The sequence below is a fragment of the Methylobacterium sp. CM6246 genome (assembly GCF_054818005.1).
This window is the reverse complement of sequence record NZ_JBTXKY010000001.1, coordinates 2,134,312-2,155,631: the sequence shown is the minus strand read 5'-3', so window position 1 is coordinate 2,155,631 and position 21,320 is coordinate 2,134,312. Positions and strand designations below refer to the sequence as shown.

Below are 21,320 nucleotides of genomic sequence, written 5' to 3'. Positions count from 1 at the left end.
ATCACGCGGCCGGGCCGAGCCAGTCGGTGACGATGCGAAGTTGTTCCGCGTCGAGCAAGGCCGGGGCGTGGCCGCAATCCGGGATCTCGATGCGCTCGGTGGGCGGGCCACGCCGGCTCATCTCGTCCGCGGTCGAGGCGAGGAGCAGCTCCGAGCGCTCGCCGCGCAGCAGCAGGACCGGGCAGGTGATCGCGTCCCAGTCGCGCCACATGCTGACGCTGTAGACCCGGCCCGGCCGGAAGGCGTCACCGATGCCGGGATCGTAATGCGGGCGCCAGCCGCCGTTGGGCTCGGGGAAGAAGCTGTGCTTGGCGATATGCCGCCACTGTTCGTCCGTGAGCGGGCCGAAGGCTGCCAGGACGGTCCGAAGCCGCGACTCGCCCGAGGCCAAGTTGTGGTGAAGCCGCGGAGCATCGCGCAGCCGTGAGCCGATATGGCGGATCGGCGCCCAGGGCAGGAACGGCCCGATATCGTTGATCACCATCCGGCGTATCGGGGTGTTGGCGGAGGCCGCCAGCACCATCCCGGTGAGGCCGCCGAGCGACGTGCCGACCCAGTCGATCTTGCCCGTGATCCGCAGGTGACCGATCAGCGCCGCCATGTCGGCGGCGTATTGGGGCAGGCCGTAGAGTTCCGGATCCTTGAGCCAGCCGCTCAACCCACGCCCGGGCAAATCGGGACAGACCACCCGGTAGCCCATCTTCGCCAGCATGTAGCCGAGGGGATCGAAGTCCCTGCCCTGCCGGCTCAGGCCGTGGACGCACACGACCACGTGCGGGCTGTCCGGGTCGCCCCATTCGACATACGCGATCCGGTGGAAGTCATGCGGCGCGTAGGCGGCGAAATGACCGGTCCGGAACGGAACGTCGGCGCGGCTGAGGTCGTCGAGGCGCGGCATCGCCTCGGGCGCGCCCGCTTCAGGCCTCTCGGCGGCGGAGGAGGTCACGGGGTATCCGTGCGGGATGCGGCCTCACGCGCCAGGCGGGTCGTAGTCTGGTGCAGGTCGACCATCTGGTCGGTGAGGCGACGCGACTGCTCCTGCATGAACGTCACGTGCAAAGCCGCCATCTCGCGGGCGTCGGCCGCCTTCGCGAGGCGCTCGGCGAAATCCAGTGAGGCGCGGACGTTGGTGTCCGAGGCGACCAGCATGCGGTGCCCGATCTCCCGCATCGCCGCCATCGAGTGGCCGGCATTGTCCTCGAACGCGTTGTAGAGGCGCGCCCCGGCGGCCTCCCATTGCTCGCGCATCCTGCGGGTGCCCGCGACGTTGCTGTCGGAAAGCTGGTGCGCGGTCTCCCGGCTCGAGCCCATGACCGAGCGCCAGCCCTCGAACGTCTGGGCCATCGAGGTTTCGAAGGCGTTCAGCGCCATCTCGCCGGCCTCGGCGAAGTGTTCGTAGGCCTCGCGAACCCGCGCAAGACTGCCCTCGGCCATCTCGCGCCCGGCCTGTGGCGGCCGAACCATCGGCAGATTGTCGTCCTTCACGAGCTCCTCCCCCCGTCGACTGCCATGACCGCCCGGTCAGGCACCGGGTCCGGCATCCGTCAGGGCGGGGCCGCCGTCAACCGCAGCGGCGTGACAGACCTCGGACCGCCCCGCCGGGTACTCCGCGCCCGTGCGGCCCATGATGACCGGCACCGGCTGTAACCAGCGCCCCGATTGACAGTCCGGAGGGACGCGACGTCATCTCTCTGCCTGCGCACGCCACGCCAGCCGCCCGATCAGAAGGCCCACCGATGACGGAGACAGTTCCGCCCCAAGCGGGCGCCCGGGACTCCGATTCTCATCCGTTCGAGACCGGGCTCGACCGGAGCCCGGCGAACTACGTCCCGCTCACGCCGGCCAGCCTGCTGGCCCGGGCCGCCGCCTCCGTCGGGGCGCGGGTCGCGGTCATTGATGGGGATCGCCGCCTGTCCTACGCCGAGTTGTACGCGCGGTGCCGCCGGCTCGCCTCCGGCCTGGCCGGGCGCGGGATCGGGCACCTCGACACGGTGGCGATCCTGGCGCCCAACGTACCCGAGATGATCGAGGCGCATTTCGCCGTGCCGATGCTGGGCGCGGTGCTGAACCCGCTCAACACCCGCCTCGATCCGGCGACGATCGCGTTCTCCCTCGACCATGGCGGCGCCCGGGTGCTGATCGTGGAGGCTGAGTTCGGTGCGCTGGCCGCCCGGGCGCTCGCCGACCGCGCGAAGCCGCTCCTGGTCGTGGAGATCGGCGCCACCGGCATCGCCGGCGCGGTCCCGTACGCGACCCTGCTCGCCGAGGGCGACCCGGACTATGCCTGGCCCGGGCCGGCCGACGAGTGGCAATCGCTCTGCCTGCTCTATACGTCGGGCACCACCGGCGATCCGAAGGGCGCGATCTACAGCCATCGCGGCGCCTACCTGCAGGCGCTCGGCAATGCGGTCACGTTCGGCCTCACCACCGAGAGCGCCTATCTCTGGACCCTGCCGATGTTCCATTGCAGCGGCTGGTCGTACCCCTGGGCGAGCGTGGCGGCCTGTGCGACGCAGATCTGCCTGCGCAAGGTCGAGCCGGCGGCGATTTTTTCGCTGATCGCCCAGCACCGCGTGACGCATTTGTGCGGCGCGCCGATCGTGCTCTCGATGATCGCCCACGCGCCGGCCTCGACCCGCGTGCCTTTCCGGCATCGGGTGCGCTGCGCGGTGGGCGGGGCCGCGCCATCCTCGACCATCATCCGCACCATGGAGGAACTCGGCTTCCAAGTGACGCACCTCTACGGCGCCACCGAGAGTTACGGCCCCGCCACCGTCTGCCTGGAACAGCCCGACTGGGCCGACCTCCCGGAGCAGGACCGCTACGCCCGGATGGCGCGCCAGGGCGTCGCGCTGGCGACCCTGGAGGGCGTCGTCGTGTTCGATGCCGCCACCGACCGGCCGGTGCCGCAGGACGGCACCACGGTCGGCGAGATCTGCCTGCGCGGCAACACTGTGATGAAGGGCTATCTCGGCAACCCCGAGGCCACCGCGCGGGCGCTGGCCGGAGGCTGGTACCGCACCGGCGACCTCGCGGTCTGGCACCCAGACGGCTCCGTGGAGATCAAGGACCGGGCCAAGGACATCATCATCTCGGGTGGCGAGAACATCTCCAGTCTCGAGGTCGAGGAGGTGCTGATGCGCCATCCCGCCGTGATGCTGGCGGCCGTGGTGGCACGCCCGGATGAAACCTGGGGCGAGAGTCCCTGCGCCTTCCTGGAGATGAAGCCCGGCGCGGCGGCTCCCACCGACCGCGACCTGATCGATTTCTGCCGGGAGCGGATGGCCAGGTTCAAGGTGCCCAGGACGGTGGTGTTCGGCCCCCTGCCGAAGACTTCGACCGGCAAGATCCAGAAGTTCATCTTACGCGAGCAGGCTCGGGAGCTGTCGGATCCTGTCTGACGCCGGGTACCCCAGCGGCCACCTCAACCCGAGGTGCTGCGCAGCTGCCTCGAAGGAATCCTCCAGTTCGTCGAACGATCGCTGGAGGCTTCCTTCTTCGAGGGCCCCGCTTCGCGGCGGCGTCTCAGGGTTAGGCGCTGGGCTGGATGTCTCCCGATATGAGCGTCACGCCGCGGGCTTCGACGGCTTCCAGATGTCGGCGGCGGCCTCCGTCGCGGCGCTGAGGCGGGTGTGCAGTTCCGGGTCGGCATCGCGCGCGCCGGCTCGAATTGTACCGATCAGGTCGTCCAGGGCGTCATGGCCGGCGCCGCCCAGCAGTCGAGCGCCGGTCTCGCCGAGCCGGTCGGCCTGGGCGATCTCCCGGGCAGCGATTCCGATCGCGTTGGCGACCATCAGGGCGACGTAGCGGGGGCGGCCGGTGAGGCCCGGGGCGACCTCCTCGGTCAGCGCCCGGCGGGCGGCGTCGAGGAGAGCGGCGCCGGAGGGTTCGTCCTGCATGCTCAGCTCCAGTTCTCCGGGGCGGTCGCCCGCAAAATCGTGCGTTCCAGCTCGGGCACCATCCGGCCGGTGAGCGCCAGTTCCAATGAGAATTCCCGGCCCGAGACGTGGCGGGCACCCTGTTCCAGGGCGATCACCGCCCAGCGCAGATGCGCCATCACCTCCCAATAGGCGACGCTGTCCGGATCGATGGTCCGGCCGCTCTCCTGCGTGTAACCCCGGTAGAACGACGCCCGGGAGCCGATGCCGCCGGCCTCCAGATCCGTTCGGCCGAACCGCCAGCAGGTTGCGCAGAACCAGCCGAGATCCTGCGCAGGATCGCCCCAGCCGGCGAACTCCCAGTCGAGGATCGCGGTCAGGCCCGACGCATCCACCATGTAGTTGCCGGTGCGGAAGTCGCGATGCACCAGGGACGGCGCCCGACAAGCCGGGGCCCGCACCTCGCCCCAGCGCAGACCCCACTCGATCGCCGGGCGCTTGGCGCCAATCCCGTCGAGGCTGGCACGCAGGCGGGCGATCTCGGCCAATGCCGGCTGCGGCTCGGGCGCCCCGAGGAAGGCGAGTGCAGCCGGCACCTCGCGCGGGTCGAGCGCGGCGTGGATCCGGGCGAGTTCGCGGCCAAGGGTCTCGGCCAGGATCTCCCGGTCACCGCCGAGGCTCAGGTCCTTGGCGATGCGCGGCCCCAGGCCCACGCCCTCGACGAGGCCCATCAGCGCGAAGGGCGCTCCGACGATTGCGGGATCGGCGCAGAAGGCGACCGGCTCCGGCACCCGGACGCCGGCTTTCCAGACCGCGTCCAGGATGTGGAACTCCTCCGTCCGGGAACGGCTCGACGCGATGGTCGCGGCGGCGTCCATGCGCAGCACGAAGCCCCGAACGGTGTCGCCGATCCGGCAACGGACCAGCCGGTTCTCCTGGATCGAGCCGCCGCCGAGGGGTTGGACCGCCTCGATGGCGAGATCCGGACAGCCGAGATGCGAGGCGATCCAGTCGCGCAGCTGCGCCTGTTCCATCCGCTAAAGCCCCGAGACGAGGTGGCCGCCATCGACCGCGACGACGCTGCCGGTCATGTACGAGCCCGCCCCGGAGGCGAGCAACAGCAGCGGCCCATCGAGTTCGGATGCCTCACCCAGCCGGCGCTGCGGGACGCGCTTGATCAGCGCCTTGCCGGGTTCGGATTCGAAGAACGCATCGTTCAAATCGGTGGCGATGTAGCCGGGGGCGAGGGCATTCACCCGGATCCCGTGGCGGGCCCATTCCAGCGCGAGGCTCTTGGTGAGCTGGACGACCCCGGCCTTGGAGGCGGCGTAGGGCGCCAGCCCACCGGCGACCCGCAGGCCGAGGATCGACGCGATGTTGACGATGCTGCCGCCGGAACCATGCCGGACCATGCGCCGCCCGGTCGCCTGCGCGACGAGCCAGACGCCCTTCAGGTTGGTGTCGAGAACGAAGTCCCAATCGGCCTCGTCCAGCTCGAGGGCCGGCTTCGTTGCGGTGACGCCGGCATTGTTGACGAGCACCGCCACGGGCCCGAACCGCGCCTCGGCGGCATCGAGTGCCCGCTCGACGCTCGCGGCGTCGGTGACGTCCATCACGATTGCCTGCGCCTCGCCGCCCTCCCCTTCGACCCGGGCGACGGTCTCGGCCAGCGCGTCGGCCCGGCGGGCGCAGAGCGACAGGCGGGCGCCGGCTTTAGCCAGCGTGCCGGCGAAGTGGCGGCCGAGGCCGCTGGAGGCCCCGGTGACCAGCACGTGCCGGCCGGTGAGATCGAACAGGCCGGCCATCTCAGTGCAACCGCTCGATGGCCATGGCGATGCCCTGTCCGCCGCCGATGCACATGGTGACGAGGCCGTAGCGGCCGTTCACCCGGGCGAGTTCGTAGAGCGCCTTGACGGTGACGATCGCCCCCGTGGCGCCGAGCGGATGGCCGAGCGCGATGGCGCCACCGTTCGCGTTGACCTTGGCGGGGTCGAGATCCAGGGCGCGGGAGACCGCGCAGGCCTGGGCCGCGAAAGCCTCGTTCGATTCGATCACGTCGAAGTCGGCAGCGCGCAATCCGGTGCGCGCCAGCAGGCGCTCAACGGCCGGCACCGGACCCATGCCCATCTCGGACGGATCGACCCCGGCATGGGCGTACCCGACGATCCGGGCGAGAGGCTTGGACCCATCACGCTCGGCCGCGGCGGCACTCGCCAGCACGACGATCGCGGCGCCGTCATTGAGGCCGGAGGCGTTGCCGGCGGTGACGCTGCCGGTCTTGGAGAAGGCCGGACGAAGCTTGGCGAGATCCTCGACGCTGGTGGCCTTCGGATGCTCGTCGGTCTCGAACGCCACCGTCTCGCGCTTGCGCTGGACCGCGACGGCCAGGATCTGCTCACGGAATCGGCCCTCGCCGATCGCATGGGCGGCCCGGGCCTGGCTCTCGGCCGCGAACGCGTCCTGCATGGCCCGGGAGATGCCGTAGCGCGCGGCCACGTTCTCGGCGGTGACGCCCATATGGCCGTTGCCGAACGGGTCGTTCAGCACGCCGACCATGTAGTCGACCAGGGTCGCGTCGCCCATGCGCTGGCCGAACCGCCCGGTCGTCAGGAGATGCGGCGACCGGCTCATGCTCTCGGCGCCCCCGGCGACCGCCACCTCGGCGTCGCCCAGCATGATCGCCTGCGCGGCCGAGACGATCGCCTGCAGCCCGCTGCCGCACAGGCGGTTGACCGTGAGCGCCGGCACGGCCTGGGGGATCCCGCCCTCGATCGCGGAGACCCGGGCGATGTAGGCGTCGCGCGGCTCGGTCGGGATGACGTTGCCGATCACGACGTGGCCCACCGCCTCCGGCGCGGTCCCGGACCGCTTCAGCGCTTCCGCGATGCATTGCGCTGCCAGCTCGGCCGGCGGGATCGCCGAGAGCGAGCCCCCGAAAGTGCCGATCGCGGTGCGCACCGCGCCGGTGATCACGACATCTGTCATGTCTCGCGGACCTTTCCTCTCGTCGGCTGAACACCGATCCTGGCGTTCCCGCTACCGAATTCTAGTCTTCACCGGCGAATGAGCAGACAAACGGTCCTCTCACCGGCGCCCTCATCCGGAGGCGCCCGTGTCAGGGCGCCTCGGAGTAGCCAAGCATTCCGTTGCGCGATCCCCGGGGCCTCCATCAAGGCGGCTTCGCCGCACATCACGAGTGCGGACGGTGGGTTGTTCTTCCACCCTGCCGAGGTGGAAGAACAACCGTCACCCCTCCACACCCCAGGTCCAAAAAGAATCACCCTCGGCTTCGAGGTTGTGGTTGAGCACCATCTTGTGGACTTCGTCGGCACCGTCCACCAGACGGGCTTGGCGTGCGTAGCGGTAGATCCATTCGAGCGGCGTGTCGGTGGAGTAGCCCCGGGCACCGTTGATCTGGATGGCGATGTCGGCTGCCGCGTGCACCAGGTTGGCGACGTGGACCTTGGCCATCGAGACCTCCTTGCGGGCAAAGCTGCCCTGGTCGAGCGCCCAGGCGGCCTTCATCACCAGCAGGCGGCCGATCTCGATCCGCATGGCGAGGTCGCCCAGCATCAACTGGATGCTTTCGCGGTCGGCAAGACGGATGCCGAAGCCGTGGCGCTCCCCCGCATAGGCCCGGGCGATCTCGACGCAGCGCTTCGACAGGCCGAGCCAGCGCATGCAGTGGGTCAGACGCGCCGGGCCGAGGCGGATCTGCGTCAGCTTCAGCCCGTCGCCCTCGTTCATCAGGACGTTCCCGGCGGGGATCTCCAGCCCGTCGAACAGCAATTCGCAGTGGCCGCCGTGCTCCTCCGGGCCCATGATCGGGATCCGGCGCAGGATCTCCCAGCCGGGCTGATCCTTGTGGAACAGGAAGGCGGTCAGCCCCTTGCGCGCATCGTCGGATGTACGCGCCATCAGGATGAAATGCGCGGCCTCCTCCGCTCCGGTGATGTACCATTTGCGGCCGGTGACCACGTAGGTGTCGCCCCGCCGCTCGGCCCGGGTCTGAATCATGCCGGGATCGGAGCCACCGCCGGGATGCGGCTCGGTCATCGCGAAGGCCGAGCGGACCTCGCCGCGCACGATCGGGTCGAGCCAGCGGGCCCTCTGGTCCGGAGTCGCGACCTTCTCCAGCACCATCATGTTGCCGTCGTCGGGGGCGGCCGAGTTGAACACGACCGGTCCGAAGATCGAGCGGTTCATCGCCTCGTAGCAGACCGCCATGCCGACCTTGTCGAGGCCGGCTCCACCAGTCTCGGGCTTGAGCTGCAGGCACCACAGCCCCTCGGCCTTCGCGAGTCCGCGCAGCCGCGCCAGCTCGGCGAGGCTGATATTGCCGTGCCCGTCATAGGCCTCCGGGTCCGATTCCAGCGGAACGATATGCGCGTCCACGAAGGCCGCGATCCGCGCGCGGTATTCCTCGACGCGGCGGGAGATGGTGAAATCCATGGTCGCGGGCTCCGATGGATGCCTGTTTGCGGGAACTTACCGGCGGCCGAACAGCCGCTCGATGTCGGAGAGCTTCAACTCGATCGAGGTCGGGCGGCCGTGGTTGCACTGCCCGGAATTCGGCGTCGCCTCCATCTCGCGCAGGAGCGCGTTCATCTCCTCCGGACGCAGGCGGCGGCCGGCGCGGACCGAGCCGTGGCAGCTCATGCGCGACAGGATCGCGTCCAGGCGCCGGCCGAGCGGGCCACCCTCGGTGGCGGGGGCGCCGCCCTCCTCCTCTCCGCTGGCCTCCAGCGCATCGAGGATGTCGGTCACGAGATCGCGCACGGACGCGCCGATCAGCGCGGCCGGCACTTCGCGCACCAGCACCGCACCGGTACCGAACGCCTCGATCGACAGGCCGAGCCGGTCGAGGTCCGAAGCCGCGGCGACCAGGCGCTCGGCGGCGTCCGGGCTCATCTCGACCACGTCGGGGATCAGCAGGCCCTGGCGGGCGATGCCGCCCCGGGCCCGCTCCGCCTTCATGCGCTCATAGACCAAACGCTCATGGGCGGCGTGTTGATCGACGATCACCAGGCCGTCCCGGGTCTGGGCGAGGATGTAGGTCTCGTGAATCTGGGCGCGGGCAGCGCCGAGCGGGTGATCGACGGCCTCGGCCGCCTCGACCACCGGCCGGACATCCGCCTGGGGCGGGGCCGCGAGATCCGCCTCGGGCGAGTGCGCGAACGGCGCCTGCGGAGCCTCGCCGAACCCTTGCGCGTCGCCGAAGACGGGCACCGGCTCGCGGTCGTCCGGCTCGGTTGCCGGTTGCCAGCTATCCGGCCGCCAGGCTTGGGCTCGGCTGTAGCCCGACGGCGCCGCCACGGAGGGCGTGTTCGCCGGGAAGAAGCTCGGGCGGGCGGACCGGAACAGGCTCGGCACGGCGGCGCCGGTATGGGTCGCGAGCGCGGGGCCGGCCGGACGCAGGGCGTCGAGGGTCCGGCTGGCCCCGGTGGTGGCCGAGCGGGCGCCGCCCCGGCGCAGGGCGTCGTGGATCGCGCTGACCACGAGTGCCCGCACGAGACCGGGCTCGCGGAACCGCACCTCGGTCTTGGCCGGGTGGACGTTGACGTCGACCAAGTCGGGATCACACGCGATGGCGAGCCCGAGCACCGGATGCCGGTCTGAGGCCAGCGTGTCGGCATAGGCGCCCCGCACCGCACCGAGCAGCAGCCGGTCGCGCACGGGGCGGCCGTTGACCACGAGGTGGATGTAGCCGGCCGCCCCGCGATGATAGGTCGGCAGGCCGACATGGCCGGTGACCGCGAATCCTTCCCGGGCGAGCGATACCGGCAGCGCGTTGGCGGCGAAATCCGCGCCCAGCACCGCTGTTAAGCGGCGGAGCTCGCCCTCGGGTCCGGTCTCGGACGGCAGCAGCAGCGGCTGCCCGGCATCGGCGCGCAACGTGAAACGGATGCCGGGCTGGGCCACGGCGAGCCGCCGCAGAGTCTCCGCGATGGCGGCGTTCTCGGCCCGGTCGGATTTCAGGAACTTCAGCCGCGCCGGCGTCGCTGCGAACAGCTCGGTCACCTCGATCCGGGTGCCGCGCTGGGCCGGGGCCGGACGGACCGGACCCTTAAGGCCGGCCTCGACGGTGAGGCTCGCCCCGGCATCGGCGCCCTCGGGACGGGTCGTGATCGCGAGCCGGGACACGGCACCGATCGAGGGCAGCGCTTCGCCGCGGAATCCCAGCGTGTCGATGGCCGAGAGATCGCCGCCGGGCAGCTTCGAGGTCGCGTGGCGTTCGACGCACAATGCGAGGTCGTCCGGGCCCATGCCGCGGCCGTCGTCGATCACCCGGATCAGCCGGCGACCGCCGTTCTCCACCACCACGTCGATGGTACGGGCGCCGGCATCGATGGCGTTCTCAACCAGCTCCTTCACGGCCGAGGCGGGGCGCTCGACCACCTCGCCTGCCGCGATGCGGTCGACGAGGATCGGGTCGAGACGGCGGATGACGGGCGCAAGGGTGGACATCGACGCGCACGATAGCGGCTGGGCGGCGGCGCTCCTAGCGGACCGGATGACAGGGATCGTGTCGCGACGCCGCGGCGCTCAGGCGCGGCGGCTCGATCCGCCCAACGAGATGCGGCTGCCCGCAGGCCGGGCGCCGTGGCTCGGCGCCTTGTAGGGGCGGCGCGACGCGTCGTAGAGGGCGGTACCGACGACGCCGGCGGCCCGTCGCAGCGTGGCGCCGTCGCAGGTCGCCGCGACGCGCACGCCGATCTCGTGGGTATGGCTGCGGCCATACAGCCAGACCGCGAGGCGTGCTCGGGTCGCCTCGGGGATGCCGTCGAGGATGTACGTCGCGGTGTCGGCGTCGGCCTTGATCAATTGTCCGACGGTTTCTGGCGGGATCGGGCAATCCGCCGCCGGATCGTCGATGCTCAGCGGCTGGGTCTTCGTCATGGTCAAACCTGTCAGCCTGGGAACTGCAGGTTGAGGGGGTGTGGTTAATGATCCGTCAACGAACCGGCACCCGCCGCGTCTCACAGCGGCTTGCGGATGATCCGGGCGATCAGGCCGACGATGCCCTCGCGGAACAGCAGCACGCAGAGCACGAAGACGCAGCCCTGAATGATCGTCACCCAGGCGCCGAACTGCGCCAGATACGTTTCCATCGTGACGATCACCAGCGCGCCCACGATCGGCCCGAACACCGTGCCCATGCCGCCCACCAGCGTCATCAGCACCACCTCGCCGGACATCGACCAGTGGACGTCGGTGAGCGAGGCGAGCTGGAACACGATCGCCTTGGTCGAGCCCGCAAGCCCCGCGAGCGTCGCCGAGAGCACGAAGACCGCGAGCTTGTACTGGTTGGCGCGGTAGCCCAGCGAGATCGCCCGGGGCTCGTTGTCCCGGATCGCCTTGAGCACCTGCCCGAACGGCGAGTGGATGATCCGGTAGATCAGCAGCATCCCGGCCATGAAGACCACGCAGACGACGGCATACATCGCCCGGTCGTCGGCGAGGCTGAACACCCCGAACAGGTTGCCGCGCGGCACCGCCTGGATCCCGTCCTCGCCGCCGGTGAACTTCGCCTGCAGCGAGAAGAAGAACGCCATCTGGGCGAGCGCCAGTGTGATCATCGAGAAGTAGATGCCCTGCCGGCGGATCGCCAGCGAGCCGAAGACCAGCCCGAGCAGGGCCGCGGTGGCGGTGCCCGACAGGATCGCCAATTCCGGCGTGAAACCGAGGCTCTTGGCCGTGTAGGCGCAGAGATAGCTCGCCATGCCGAAATAGGCGGCGTGACCGAACGAGAGCAGGCCGCCGTAGCCGAGCAGCAGGTTGAAGGCGAGCGCGAACAGCGCGAAGCACAGCACCTTCATCAGGTAGACGGGATAGAGGATCAGCGGCGCCGCGGTCAGCACGACCGCGATGCCGACAAAGATCATCCAGTGCAGCGCCTTGTCGTCGCGGCGCGTCGGCAGCGCTGCGGCGATCGGGGCGACGTCGATGGCGGCGGTGTCGGCCATGGGGATCGAGCCTCTGATCTCTTTCAGGCCGTGCGCCCGAACAGGCCGGCGGGTTTGACGAGCAGCACCAGCACCATGATCACGAAGATCACGGTGGCCGACGCCTCCGGGTAGAACACCTTGGTCAGGCCCTCGACCAGGCCGAGGGCGAAGCCGGTGATCACCGAGCCGATGATCGAGCCCATGCCGCCGATCACCACCACGGCGAAGACCACGATGATGATGTCGGCGCCCATGTTCGGGTTCACCGAGTAGATCGGGGCGGCGAGGACCCCGGCGAAACCCGCGAGCGCCACGCCGAACCCGTAGGTCAGGGTCAGGAACAGCGGCACGTTCACCCCGAAGGCCTGGACCAGGGTCGGGTTCTCGGTCGCGGCCCGGAGGTAGGCGCCGAGCTTGGTCTTCTCGATCACCAACCACGTCGCGATGCAGACGGTGAGCGAGGCCACCACCACCCAGGCCCGGTAGTTCGGCAGGAACATGAACGGCAGGCGCTGGCCGCCCGACAGCTCGGCCGGGATCGCGTAGGGCAGCCCCGACACGCCGTACTGGTTGCGGAACAGGCCCTGGATGATCAGCGCCAGCCCGAAGGTCAGGAGCAGGCCGTAGAGGTGATCGAGCTTGTAGAGGCGCGCGATCAGCACCCGTTCCAGCAGAATGCCGAAGGCCCCCACCACCAGCGGCGCCAGCCCGAGCGCCCACCAGTAGCCGAGCCCGACATAAGTCAGCAGCATCCAGGCCACGAACGCGCCCATCATGTAGAGCGCGCCGTGGGCGAAGTTAATGATGTTGAGGAGCCCGAAGATGATCGCGAGACCGAGCGACAGAATCGCGTAGAACGAGCCGTTGATCAGGCCGAGCAGCAACTGTCCGAACAGCGCCTGGGTCGGCACGCCGAAGATCGTGGTCATAGCCGTCCTCCGTGCCGGACCCGCACCGTCAGCCCTTCACCAGCGGGCAATTGCCGTCGTTGAGCGGCCGGAAGACCTGATCGCCCGGGATCGTCTCGAGCTTGTTGTAGAGGTCCCACTCACCCTTCGACTCCGAGGGCTTCTTCACCTCGAACAGGTACATGTCGTGGATCTTGCGGCCGTCCGCGCGGATGGTGCCCTTTCCGAACAGCGGGTCGTCGGTGGGCATGGACTTCATCTTGGCGACCACAGCGGCACCGTCGGCTCCGGATTTCAGCTCGGCCATCGCCTTCAGGTAATGAAGCACGTCGGAGTAGACGCCCGCGTGGTTGGCGGTCGGCTTCGAGTTGCCCTTCATCTGCTTGGCGAACCGGTCCGAGAAGGCGCGGGTCTGGTCGTTCAGGTCCCAGTAGAACGGCTCGGTGAGAACGAGGCCCTGCGCGACCTTGGTCCCGAGCGAATGCACGTCCGAGGAGAACACGAGGAGCCCGGCCAAAGCCTGGCCGCCCTCGGTGATGCCGAACTCGCCGGCCTGCTTGATCGCGTTGATCGTGTCGGTGCCCGCGTTGGCGAGCCCGATCACCTTGGCGCCGGACCCCTGCGCCTGCAGCAGGAACGACGAGAAGTCCGAGGTCGGGAACGGGGTCTTGACCGAGCCGATGACCTTGCCGCCGTTCTTGGTGATCACCGCGCTGGTGTCGCGCTGCAGGGTCTGGCCGAAGACGTAGTCGGCGGTAAGGAAGAACCAAGTGTTGCCGCCGCGCTTGACCATTGCGCCGCCGGTGCCGTTGGCGAGCGCCACCGTGTCGTAGACCCAGTGGATCGTGTTCGGCGTGCATTGCGGGCCGGTGAGGTCGGCGGTCCCGGCGCCGGTATCGATGAAGACCTTGTTCTTCTCTTTGGTCACTTGGCTGATCGCCAGGGCGACCGACGAGGTCACGCCGTCGGTGATCATGTCGACGCCGTCGCGGTCATACCATTGCCGGGCGATGCCGGCCCCGACATCGGGCTTGTTCTGGTGGTCGGCGGAGACGATCTCGACCTTCAGCCCGTGCTCTGTCGGCTTGAAATCCTCCACCGCCAGCTTTGCGGCGACAACCGAGCCTTCGCCGCTGATGTCGGAATAGGCGCCCGAGCGGTCGCCCAGGATGCCGATCTTCACGTTCGTCTGCGCGCTCGCGCCGCCCATCATCAGGGCACCCGCGAGGGCGGCGAGGGACACGGACCCGATGAGACGTCCGAACATCATGGTCTTCCTATCCTCCAGCGGCGCAGCGGATGACCGCCTGCCGAGCGTCCGACGCCGTTCTCCGGCGCTGATCAGGTATTGGTCGTCCGCCTCAGACGCCGAGATAGGCGTGAAGCTTGTCGATATTTGCGTCAAGCTCGGCATTCGGGATCATGTCGACCACCCTGCCCTGCTCGATGACGAAGTGCCGGTCGGCCAAGGTCTGCGCGAAGCGAAAATTCTGCTCCACCAGCACGATGGTGTAGCCCTGTGACTTCAACTGTTGGATCGTCCGGCCGATCTGCTGCACGATCACCGGCGCGAGACCTTCGGTGGGCTCGTCCAGCAGGATCAGCTTGGCGCCGGTCCGCAGGATCCGGCCGATGGCGAGCATCTGCTGCTCGCCGCCCGAGAGCTTGGTGCCCTGGCTGCCCGCACGCTCCTTCAGGTTCGGGAACAGGGTGTGGATCTCGGCCACCGTCATGCCGCCGGGCTTCACCCGCGGCGGCAGCATCAGGTTCTCGTGGACCGTGAGGCTCGCGAAGATGCCGCGCTCCTCCGGGACGTAGCCGAGGCCGAGCCGGGCGATGTTGCGCGAAGCCATTCGGATCGTCTCGACACCGTCATAGACGATCGATCCGGAGCGCTTACCCAGGATGCCGATGATCGCCCGGAGCGTCGTGGTCTTGCCGGCGCCGTTCCGGCCGAGCAGCGTGATCACCTCGCCGGCCCGGACATCGAGGTCGATGCCGTGCAGCACGTGGCTCTCGCCGTACCAGCCCTCCAGGCCGCGGACGGTGAGGAGGGCATCGGTCGCCGCGGCCGGCGCGGGTCTCTTCACGGCGGCCTCAAGCATGTCCCGACCCGATATAAGCCTCGACCACGCGCGGATCCTTTGAGACGGTGGCGTAATCGCCCTCGGCCAGGACCTGTCCGCGCGCGAGAACAGTGATGCGGTCGGACAGCGACGCGACCACCGAGAGATTGTGCTCGACCATCAGGATCGTCCGATCCTTCGAGACCCGCCGGATCAGCTGCGCCGTCCGGTCGACGTCCTCGTGGCCCATGCCGGCCATCGGCTCGTCGAGCAGCAGCATCTCGGGATCGAGCGCCAGGGTCGTGGCGATCTCGAGGGCGCGCTTGCGGCCGTAGGACAGTTCCACCGCGAGCGAGTCGGCGAACTCTGACAGGCCCACGGCCTCGACGAGCGCCAACGCCTCACCGTTGAGCGCCCGCAGCACTTTCTCGGGGCGCCAGAAGTCGAACGAATCCCCCCTGCGCCGGCGCTGGAGCGCGATGCGGACGTTTTCGGTGACCGTCAGGTGCGGAAATACCGCCGAGATCTGGAAGGAACGCACGAGGCCGAGCCGAGCCACGTCGGCGGCGCGCAGCCCGGTGATGTCCCGATCCTTGTACCGGATCGTGCCCGCGGTCGGGATCAGGAACTTCGTGAGCAGGTTGAAACAGGTGGTCTTGCCGGCGCCGTTCGGGCCGATCAGCGCATGGATCGTCCCGCGCTCGACTTCCAACTTAACGCCGTTGACGGCCCGGAATCCCTTGAATTCCATCGTCAAGCCATCGGTCGCCAGGATCACGTCCCGTGCCAAGCGCGTCCCTCCCGCGTATGATTTATTGCCTGCCATATCGCCGATCCGGCCCTGAACAGTCCATCGCAAACGCTCGGCGCGGCGGGACAATCCCCGGCTCATGATATGCTGATGCTTTCCGGGGTCGGGCGAACATCCCGTCGGGATGATGATACCGGCGCGGAGGGCATCTGACGGCCGGTCGATCCGGGCCGACCGGGTGTCGGCAAGCCGCTTGACCCGACTTCGGCCGAGCCTGTAACTCATACAAATCACGGGCAGGGAGGGCGCGCATGGTCGGCCAAGCGGCCTACATTGCCGTCGACTGGGGCACCACCAACCGGCGCGCCTACGCGATGTCGGCGGAGGGCGTCGTGATCGACACCCAGCAGGACGATCGCGGCGTCCTCGCGCTATCGCCCGACGATTATCCCGGCGCCATCGCGCGGCTGCGGGAGCGCTTCGGCGCGCAGGTCGTGGTCGCAGCCGGCATGGTCGGCTCGACGCGCGGCTGGCGCGAAGCTCCCTATATCGATGCGCCTGCAGCGTTGCGGGACCTCGCCGCGGCGAGCCTCGCGGTCGCCCACGACGTGCGGATCATCCCGGGTGTTGCGCTCCGGAGCGGCCCGCGGCCGGACGTGATGCGGGGCGAGGAGGTCCAGGTGCTGGGCGCGATCAGCAGCGGCGCCGCGCCGCCGACGGCGTTGTTCTGCCAGCCCGGCACGCACAACAAATGGATCGCCACGGTGGACGGCGCGATCACCGATTTCGCCACCGTGATGACCGGCGAACTCTTCGCCCTGGTCCGCACCCACGGCATCCTGGCCGGCATGCTGGACGGTGCGGTCGCGGACGGTCCCGCCTTCCGGGACGGGCTCCGCCGCGGGCGCGAGGCGCGCAACCTCGCCGCCGCCCTGTTCGAGGTCCGCGCTGGGGTGCTGCTCGCCCGGCTGGCGCCTGACGATGCCGCCGCCTACGCCAGCGGCCTCATGATCGGCGCGGATGTCGGCACGCGCACCGATCTGGCCGAGCGTCCGGTGCACCTGCTCGGCGGCGGCGCGCTAGCCGCGCTCTACACTGTTGCGATCACGGAAGCTGGCGGCCATGCCGTTGCCGTGCCGGACGGCGCCACGACGGCCGGCATCCACGCCATCTGGCAGGCCATCTCGAAAGCGCGGGCATGACGATCCTCGACCGTTTCGAAGTCGCTTTCGCGGCCTGCCCCCTGGTGGCGATCCTGCGCGGACTCACCCCGGACGAGGCACCCGCGATCGGCGACGCGCTGGTCGAGGCCGGGTTCACCCTGATCGAGGTGCCGCTGAACTCGCCCGATCCGCTCCGAAGCATCGGGCTGCTGGCCGAACGCTTCGCCGGGCGTGCCCTGGTGGGGGCCGGCACGGTTCTGACGCCCGGTCAGGTCGGCGACGTCGCGGCGGCGGGCGGGACCCTGATCGTCTCGCCCAACACCGACCCGGCGGTGATCGGCGCGTCCGTAGCCGCGGGCCTCGTCTCACTGCCCGGTTATCAGACGCCGAGCGAGGCATTCGCCGCCCTCGCAGCCGGCGCGACCGCCCTGAAACTCTTCCCCGCGGACATCGCGACCCCGGCAGCGCTCAAGGCGCATCGGGCCGTGTTCCCGGCCAGCGCCCGCGTGCTCGCCGTCGGCGGCGTCACGCCCGATAGCGTATCCATTTGGCGGCAGGCCGGCGCGGTGGGCTTCGGGCTCGGTTCGAGCCTCTATCGCCCCGGCAAGCCTGCGGATGAGGTCGCCCGGGACGCTTCAGCCTTCATCGCGGCGATCAGCGGACCTGCCTGATTGCGCGTAGCCCCACCGAACCGGGGCTGTCCGTCGAGTATCGTCAATCCTCGTAACCGGAGCGCGACAGAGATGGCGCTGCGGTCTAGAAACGCGCCCGCGTGGAGCAGGCGGGAGCAGGCGGATGGCGGACGGGCGGATCGGACGGGCGGACGGCTTCGACGGACTCGAGACGCCCTGCCTGCTCCTCGATGCGGACAGGCTGGCTGCCAACGTCGCGACCATGCGGGCGGGGCTCGACCGGCTGGGCGTAACGCTGCGGCCGCACCTGAAGACCGCGAAATCGCTCGCCGTCGCCCGCATCGCCATGGCGAGTCCGTCCGGACCCGCGACGGTCTCGACCCTCCGGGAGGCCGAGCACTTTGCCGAGGGCGGCGTGCGCGACCTGATCTACGCCGTCGGGATCGCGCCGCAGAAGCTCGACCGTGTTGGAGCGATCCGGCGGCGCTGGGATGCGGACCTCGCCATCGTGCTCGATTCGGCCGAGCAAGCCGACGCCGTGGCGTCGTGGAGCCGCCGTAACGACGACCCGCTGCCGGTGCTGATCGAGGTCGATGCCGACGGTCATCGTTCCGGCGTCGATCCGCGCGATGCGGATACGCTGGTGGCGATCGGCCGGGTGCTCTCCGACGGTGCCTCCCTGCGCGGCGTGCTGCTGCACGCGGGCGACAGCTACGGCCTCACCGATCCCGCCGCGCTGAAGGCGGCAGCCGAAGCCGAACGCGCCGCCGCCGTGGCGGCGGCCGCGATCCTGCGCGGCGCCGGCCTGCCCTGCCCGGTTGTCAGCGTCGGCTCGACGCCGACCGCGCGCTACGCCGACAACCTCGACGGCATCACCGAGGTCCGGGCCGGCGTATTCATGATCGGGGACCTGTTCCAAGCAGGCGTCGGCTCCTGCCGGGTCGACGAGATCGCCCTGACCGTTTTGACCACTGTGATCGGCCACCAGCGGGAGAAGGGCTGGATCATCACGGATGCCGGCTGGATGGCGCTGTCCCGCGACCGCGGTACGGCGCGTCAGGCCATCGATCAGGGCTACGGCATCGCCTGCGACGGGACGGGACAGCCCTACCCGGACCTGATCGTACGGGACGCGAACCAGGAACACGGGATCCTGGCCCTCCGGCCGGGCTCGTCAGCGCCCCTCCCCGACCTGCCGATCGGGGCACGGCTTCGGATCCTGCCCAACCATGCTTGCGCCACCGGCGCCCAGCACGACCGCTACCATGTCGTCGCCGACGGCGGGCTGACCGGGGCAGTCTGGCCGCGCATCAACGGCTGGTAATGTCGGGTCTTACCGCCCGTTCGAGACAGTCCGCACCGGACGGTCCGACTGGTCCATCACCGTGCGGCAACCGGCGCTCAGATTCGGTCGCTGCTGGCGCAGACAGACCGTGATCGCTGCCACGTTGGGGATCTGGGCTGCGCAGAGACGCATCACGTCCGGGGTGCAGGCCGCGCGGTCGGCACGGGATTGCGCCAGCGCGGGCGCTGCGCCGGCGATCAGGGCGAGCAGAGCGAACGTGGCGGACTTCATCGACGGGAATCCTCAGGCGGATGATGGATGGGCTTTAACGGCCAAGCCTCGAAGTGCGGCGTGAACGCCGCGACACACCGAAATATCCATCGCGCGACCGACCTATTCTGCCGCAGCGCCGCGGATCGTCACCGCCATGCGGCACCTCAGCCGGATATCCTGCAGCGCGTCTCGTACGGTCAGGGTCTTGCCACCGGCGTGATCGCCCCGGTTGCCACAGGCTCGATCTGTGACGCGGCGGCATTGGCTGGCGCCTTCTGCCGATCGAGCTTGTCCGCCGAGACGAGAGCCGCGGTGATCAGGGCCACCGCCGCTATCGTCGCCTTCAAGACCTCCCAGATTCGCGTAAGCATGGCTGAGTCCCAATGGCGTCACTGGATCTTCAGCATGTCTGCCTGGGGCGAAGCTGTTCAACACGCCCGCCCGGCGTCGTCTCATCGATCCGTGACTTCCGGATCTTCGGCGGCGACCCTTCCCAAAACCTTTCCGGGCCACCGGTCCACACTCATCCGCCGGGACCTGATGCATCCGGGCCTCACCTGGAGGCGGAGTCCGCCGCAGCCTCCGCGGCCATCGCCTCGAAGACCAGTGAATGCCGCAGCGCCAGCGCCTCGACATCGTAGGTGTAGCCGCCGCCGATCACCGCAACGACCGGGATAGCGCGGGTGCGGGCCTGCGCGATGACGAACCGATCCCGGGCGAGCAGGCCCGCATCCGTCAGGCAGAGCCGCCCGAGGCGGTCGTCGCGGTGCGGATCGACTCCGGCATTGTAGAACACCAGGTCGGGCGCCAGCGCGTCGAGGAGCGGCGGCATCCGGGCGCGCAGCACGTCGAGGTAGCCGCCGTCATCGAGACGGTCCGGCAGGCCGATATCGAGGTCCCCGGCGATCTTGTGCGCGGGATAGTTGTTCTCGCAGTGGATCGAGAGCGTGAATAGTTCCGGGCAGAGCGCCAGGCAATCCGCGGTGCCATCGCCTTGGTGGACATCCAGATCGACCACCAGGACACGCCTCACCGCGCCCTCCGCCTGCAGCGTGCGGGCGGCGACGGCCACGTCGTTCAGCACGCAGAAGCCTGCACCCTGAAGCCGCCGTGCGTGATGGCTTCCACCGGCCGCGCTTCCGGCCAGCCCCTCGGCCAGGGCCAGGCGGGCGGCCAGGAGCGTCCCGCCCACGGAGGCGCGCGAGCGGCGGACCAGGGCAGCATCCACGGGTAGGCCGATAGCGCGCTCGATCTCCGGCGGGACCGCGATGGCGAGGACGGAAGCCACGTAGGCGGGGTCGTGCGCCTGGACCAGGATCTCGGCCCCGGCGAGCTCCGGGGTGACGAAGCCGAGCGGCGCCAGCCCCTTGGCCACCAGCGTCTCGGCCAGCAAGCCATATTTGCGCATCGGGAAGCGATGGCCCGCCGGAAGGCTCGATTCGTAGGCCGGGTGGAAGGCGATGGGCGGGATCACGCGGCCGGGCCGAGATCGCCGAGGATCGCCTGCGCAAGCGCCAGGCCGCTGTCATGGGCTGCTTCGATCCGCGGCCCGAGACACCAGTCGCCGGCCGCTCCCAGTCGGAGCGCGGGAACGTACTGGCAGGGGCAACCCAAGGCGGTCCCGACCTGGGCGAAGCGCCAGCGATGCGCCTCCGCGTAGCTCGGCCTAAGCGGCGCGGCCAGACACGCCGCCGCAGCCCGCGTCAACTCGGACACGACCGCATCCCGCGACAGTTCCAGATGCGCGCGCGACCAATCGGGCTTCGCGTGTACGGTCAGGCGGATGCCGGCGGGACGGCCGGGTTTCGACGAGTCCGTCGCGATGAGCCCGAGCGGACCGTCCTTCGGCTCGATCAGGGCTGCCGTGGGCGCCTCATCGACCGCGAGCATCAGCGACCAGCACGGTGCGTAGGAGGCATGCTGGATCTCGGGCATCGCGAAACCGGAGGCCGCCAACAGCGTAACGGTCTGTGGCGCCGGAAAGGTGATCGCCAGCGCCGCGAACGGGCCGTGATGCCCGCCCGCGCTGTCGGTCAGTCGCCAGGACGCCTCGTCGCGGACGATACGCGTGATCGTCGTACCGCTGGACACGGGAAGTTCGGCCAGAAGGTCCCGGACCGGCGCGGTCATGCCCGGCACGCCGACGCGGCGCATCGCCCCGCCCCAGGGCGCCGTGATCCCGCGCATGTCCCAGTCGGCAACCCGCGCGGCGAAGGCATCGCCGTGCGCACGTAGGAATTGCGCGCCATGGTCGAACTGCATCGTGCCCGAAAGGCGGGTCGCCATGCGGCCGCCGACGCCGCGTCCCTTGTCGAACACCTGCACGGGCAGGCCGGCCTCGGCGAGATGACGCGCCGCCGTGGCGCCGGCCATTCCAGCGCCCAGGATCGCGACGCGTCTGTTGTGGCTCACGAT

Annotated in this window: 22 protein-coding genes; 4 read left to right on the top strand and 18 right to left on the bottom strand. The window is 69.7% G+C overall.

All coding sequences use genetic code 11. From position 1 onward, the window contains the following. Position 1 precedes the first annotated feature (1 nt). Positions 2 to 946: an alpha/beta fold hydrolase gene (locus ACYQPG_RS10635; RefSeq protein ID WP_461230894.1), complete on the bottom strand. Its 945-nt coding sequence runs from the start codon at positions 944 to 946 to the stop codon at positions 2 to 4. Beyond that, a complete protein-coding gene (locus ACYQPG_RS10630) occupies positions 943 to 1,485 on the bottom strand; it encodes a phasin family protein (protein ID WP_461230893.1) in 543 nt (180 codons plus the stop codon). The genes ACYQPG_RS10635 and ACYQPG_RS10630 overlap by 4 nt, the downstream gene beginning before the upstream one ends. A 251-nt stretch (positions 1,486 to 1,736) precedes the next feature. On the opposite strand from ACYQPG_RS10630, the gene ACYQPG_RS10625 reads away from it, so the two are divergent. Next, positions 1,737 to 3,401 carry an AMP-binding protein gene (locus ACYQPG_RS10625; protein ID WP_461230892.1) on the top strand — a complete coding sequence of 555 codons (1,665 nt, stop codon included), beginning with the start codon at positions 1,737 to 1,739 and terminating at the stop codon, positions 3,399 to 3,401. A 165-nt stretch (positions 3,402 to 3,566) separates the two neighbouring features. Here the strand turns inward: ACYQPG_RS10625 and ACYQPG_RS10620 are convergent, their stop codons facing one another. The 12 genes from ACYQPG_RS10620 to ACYQPG_RS10565 form a co-directional block, all read right to left on the bottom strand. Next, positions 3,567 to 3,899 (bottom strand): DUF6285 domain-containing protein, encoded by a 333-nt coding sequence (locus ACYQPG_RS10620; protein WP_147908488.1) that lies wholly within the window; start codon positions 3,897 to 3,899, stop codon positions 3,567 to 3,569. 2 nt (positions 3,900 to 3,901) lie between these two features. After that, the gene (locus ACYQPG_RS10615; RefSeq protein WP_461230891.1) at positions 3,902 to 4,912 is read right to left on the bottom strand and encodes a phosphotransferase family protein; all 1,011 of its coding nucleotides are present in this window, start codon (positions 4,910 to 4,912) and stop codon (positions 3,902 to 3,904) included. A 3-nt stretch (positions 4,913 to 4,915) separates the two neighbouring features. Next, entirely contained in the window at positions 4,916 to 5,683 is a 768-nt protein-coding gene (locus ACYQPG_RS10610; protein WP_147940160.1) for an SDR family NAD(P)-dependent oxidoreductase, read from the bottom strand. 1 nt (position 5,684) lies between these two features. Next, positions 5,685 to 6,863: a beta-ketothiolase BktB gene (bktB, locus tag ACYQPG_RS10605; RefSeq protein WP_461230890.1), complete on the bottom strand. Its 1,179-nt coding sequence runs from the start codon at positions 6,861 to 6,863 to the stop codon at positions 5,685 to 5,687. Positions 6,864 to 7,124: 261 nt separating this feature from the next. Next, positions 7,125 to 8,330: an acyl-CoA dehydrogenase family protein gene (locus tag ACYQPG_RS10600; RefSeq protein WP_461230889.1), complete on the bottom strand. Its 1,206-nt coding sequence runs from the start codon at positions 8,328 to 8,330 to the stop codon at positions 7,125 to 7,127. Positions 8,331 to 8,366: 36 nt separating this feature from the next. Next, positions 8,367 to 10,346: a DNA mismatch repair endonuclease MutL gene (mutL, locus tag ACYQPG_RS10595; RefSeq protein WP_461230888.1), complete on the bottom strand. Its 1,980-nt coding sequence runs from the start codon at positions 10,344 to 10,346 to the stop codon at positions 8,367 to 8,369. 78 nt (positions 10,347 to 10,424) lie between these two features. Continuing rightward, positions 10,425 to 10,778, bottom strand: a complete 354-nt coding sequence (locus ACYQPG_RS10590) for a hypothetical protein (protein ID WP_147855164.1) — start codon at positions 10,776 to 10,778, stop codon at positions 10,425 to 10,427. Positions 10,779 to 10,858: 80 nt separating this feature from the next. Continuing rightward, positions 10,859 to 11,845: a branched-chain amino acid ABC transporter permease gene (locus ACYQPG_RS10585; protein WP_419829374.1), complete on the bottom strand. Its 987-nt coding sequence runs from the start codon at positions 11,843 to 11,845 to the stop codon at positions 10,859 to 10,861. 23 nt (positions 11,846 to 11,868) lie between these two features. Beyond that, entirely contained in the window at positions 11,869 to 12,756 is an 888-nt protein-coding gene (locus tag ACYQPG_RS10580; RefSeq protein WP_147855162.1) for a branched-chain amino acid ABC transporter permease, read from the bottom strand. A 28-nt stretch (positions 12,757 to 12,784) separates the two neighbouring features. Then, positions 12,785 to 14,002, bottom strand: a complete 1,218-nt coding sequence (locus ACYQPG_RS10575; protein WP_461230887.1) for an ABC transporter substrate-binding protein — start codon at positions 14,000 to 14,002, stop codon at positions 12,785 to 12,787. A 94-nt stretch (positions 14,003 to 14,096) separates the two neighbouring features. Further along, complete coding sequence (locus ACYQPG_RS10570; protein WP_147938215.1) at positions 14,097 to 14,840, bottom strand: ABC transporter ATP-binding protein; 744 nt, start codon at positions 14,838 to 14,840, stop codon at positions 14,097 to 14,099. Continuing rightward, entirely contained in the window at positions 14,833 to 15,591 is a 759-nt protein-coding gene (locus tag ACYQPG_RS10565) for an ABC transporter ATP-binding protein (protein WP_147908496.1), read from the bottom strand. The genes ACYQPG_RS10570 and ACYQPG_RS10565 overlap by 8 nt, the downstream gene beginning before the upstream one ends. Before the next feature lie 272 nt (positions 15,592 to 15,863). Between ACYQPG_RS10565 and ACYQPG_RS10560 the strand changes: the two genes are divergently transcribed. From ACYQPG_RS10560 to ACYQPG_RS10550, 3 genes are all read left to right on the top strand, one after another. Then, positions 15,864 to 16,754 carry a 2-dehydro-3-deoxygalactonokinase gene (locus ACYQPG_RS10560; RefSeq protein WP_147938216.1) on the top strand — a complete coding sequence of 297 codons (891 nt, stop codon included), beginning with the start codon at positions 15,864 to 15,866 and terminating at the stop codon, positions 16,752 to 16,754. Beyond that, positions 16,751 to 17,386, top strand: a complete 636-nt coding sequence (locus ACYQPG_RS10555) for a 2-dehydro-3-deoxy-6-phosphogalactonate aldolase (RefSeq protein WP_461230886.1) — start codon at positions 16,751 to 16,753, stop codon at positions 17,384 to 17,386. Before ACYQPG_RS10560 ends, ACYQPG_RS10555 begins: the two co-directional genes overlap by 4 nt. 124 nt (positions 17,387 to 17,510) lie before the next feature. Beyond that, positions 17,511 to 18,671, top strand: a complete 1,161-nt coding sequence (locus ACYQPG_RS10550; RefSeq protein ID WP_461230885.1) for an alanine racemase — start codon at positions 17,511 to 17,513, stop codon at positions 18,669 to 18,671. 9 nt (positions 18,672 to 18,680) lie between these two features. Here ACYQPG_RS10550 and ACYQPG_RS10545 read toward each other — a convergent pair whose 3' ends face one another. The 4 genes from ACYQPG_RS10545 to ACYQPG_RS10530 all read right to left on the bottom strand — a co-directional run bounded on the left by ACYQPG_RS10545 (position 18,681) and on the right by ACYQPG_RS10530 (position 21,317). Beyond that, positions 18,681 to 18,923, bottom strand: coding sequence for a hypothetical protein (locus ACYQPG_RS10545; RefSeq protein ID WP_147908500.1), 243 nt, complete (start codon positions 18,921 to 18,923; stop codon positions 18,681 to 18,683). Positions 18,924 to 19,102: 179 nt separating this feature from the next. After that, a complete protein-coding gene (locus ACYQPG_RS10540; RefSeq protein ID WP_187193556.1) occupies positions 19,103 to 19,276 on the bottom strand; it encodes a hypothetical protein in 174 nt (57 codons plus the stop codon). Positions 19,277 to 19,458: 182 nt separating this feature from the next. Further along, the gene (locus ACYQPG_RS10535; RefSeq protein ID WP_461232451.1) at positions 19,459 to 20,376 is read right to left on the bottom strand and encodes a histone deacetylase family protein; all 918 of its coding nucleotides are present in this window, start codon (positions 20,374 to 20,376) and stop codon (positions 19,459 to 19,461) included. Then, entirely contained in the window at positions 20,376 to 21,317 is a 942-nt protein-coding gene (locus ACYQPG_RS10530) for an NAD(P)/FAD-dependent oxidoreductase (RefSeq protein ID WP_461230884.1), read from the bottom strand. Before ACYQPG_RS10530 ends, ACYQPG_RS10535 begins: the two co-directional genes overlap by 1 nt. Between the last annotated feature and the right edge of the window lie 3 nt (positions 21,318 to 21,320).

Excerpts from the sequence above, each read along its gene's own strand:
- ACYQPG_RS10545 (WP_147908500.1), bottom strand. The coding sequence starts at position 18,923 with ATGAAGTCCGCCACGTTCGCTCTGCTCGCCCTGATCGCCGGCGCAGCG.
- ACYQPG_RS10615 (WP_461230891.1), bottom strand. The coding sequence starts at position 4,912 with ATGGAACAGGCGCAGCTGCGCGACTGGATCGCCTCGCATCTCGGCTGT.
- ACYQPG_RS10585 (WP_419829374.1), bottom strand. The coding sequence starts at position 11,845 with ATGGCCGACACCGCCGCCATCGACGTCGCCCCGATCGCCGCAGCGCTG.
- bktB (WP_461230890.1), bottom strand. The coding sequence starts at position 6,863 with ATGACAGATGTCGTGATCACCGGCGCGGTGCGCACCGCGATCGGCACT.
- ACYQPG_RS10550 (WP_461230885.1), top strand. The coding sequence starts at position 17,511 with ATGGCGGACGGGCGGATCGGACGGGCGGACGGCTTCGACGGACTCGAG.
- ACYQPG_RS10610 (WP_147940160.1), bottom strand. The coding sequence starts at position 5,683 with ATGGCCGGCCTGTTCGATCTCACCGGCCGGCACGTGCTGGTCACCGGG.
- ACYQPG_RS10625 (WP_461230892.1), top strand. The coding sequence starts at position 1,737 with ATGACGGAGACAGTTCCGCCCCAAGCGGGCGCCCGGGACTCCGATTCT.
- ACYQPG_RS10580 (WP_147855162.1), bottom strand. The coding sequence starts at position 12,756 with ATGACCACGATCTTCGGCGTGCCGACCCAGGCGCTGTTCGGACAGTTG.
- mutL (WP_461230888.1), bottom strand. The coding sequence starts at position 10,346 with ATGTCCACCCTTGCGCCCGTCATCCGCCGTCTCGACCCGATCCTCGTC.
- ACYQPG_RS10570 (WP_147938215.1), bottom strand. The coding sequence starts at position 14,840 with ATGCTTGAGGCCGCCGTGAAGAGACCCGCGCCGGCCGCGGCGACCGAT.
- ACYQPG_RS10560 (WP_147938216.1), top strand. The coding sequence starts at position 15,864 with ATGGTCGGCCAAGCGGCCTACATTGCCGTCGACTGGGGCACCACCAAC.
- ACYQPG_RS10600 (WP_461230889.1), bottom strand. The coding sequence starts at position 8,330 with ATGGATTTCACCATCTCCCGCCGCGTCGAGGAATACCGCGCGCGGATC.
- ACYQPG_RS10540 (WP_187193556.1), bottom strand. The coding sequence starts at position 19,276 with ATGCTTACGCGAATCTGGGAGGTCTTGAAGGCGACGATAGCGGCGGTG.
- ACYQPG_RS10620 (WP_147908488.1), bottom strand. The coding sequence starts at position 3,899 with ATGCAGGACGAACCCTCCGGCGCCGCTCTCCTCGACGCCGCCCGCCGG.
- ACYQPG_RS10575 (WP_461230887.1), bottom strand. The coding sequence starts at position 14,002 with ATGTTCGGACGTCTCATCGGGTCCGTGTCCCTCGCCGCCCTCGCGGGT.
- ACYQPG_RS10590 (WP_147855164.1), bottom strand. The coding sequence starts at position 10,778 with ATGACGAAGACCCAGCCGCTGAGCATCGACGATCCGGCGGCGGATTGC.
- ACYQPG_RS10555 (WP_461230886.1), top strand. The coding sequence starts at position 16,751 with ATGACGATCCTCGACCGTTTCGAAGTCGCTTTCGCGGCCTGCCCCCTG.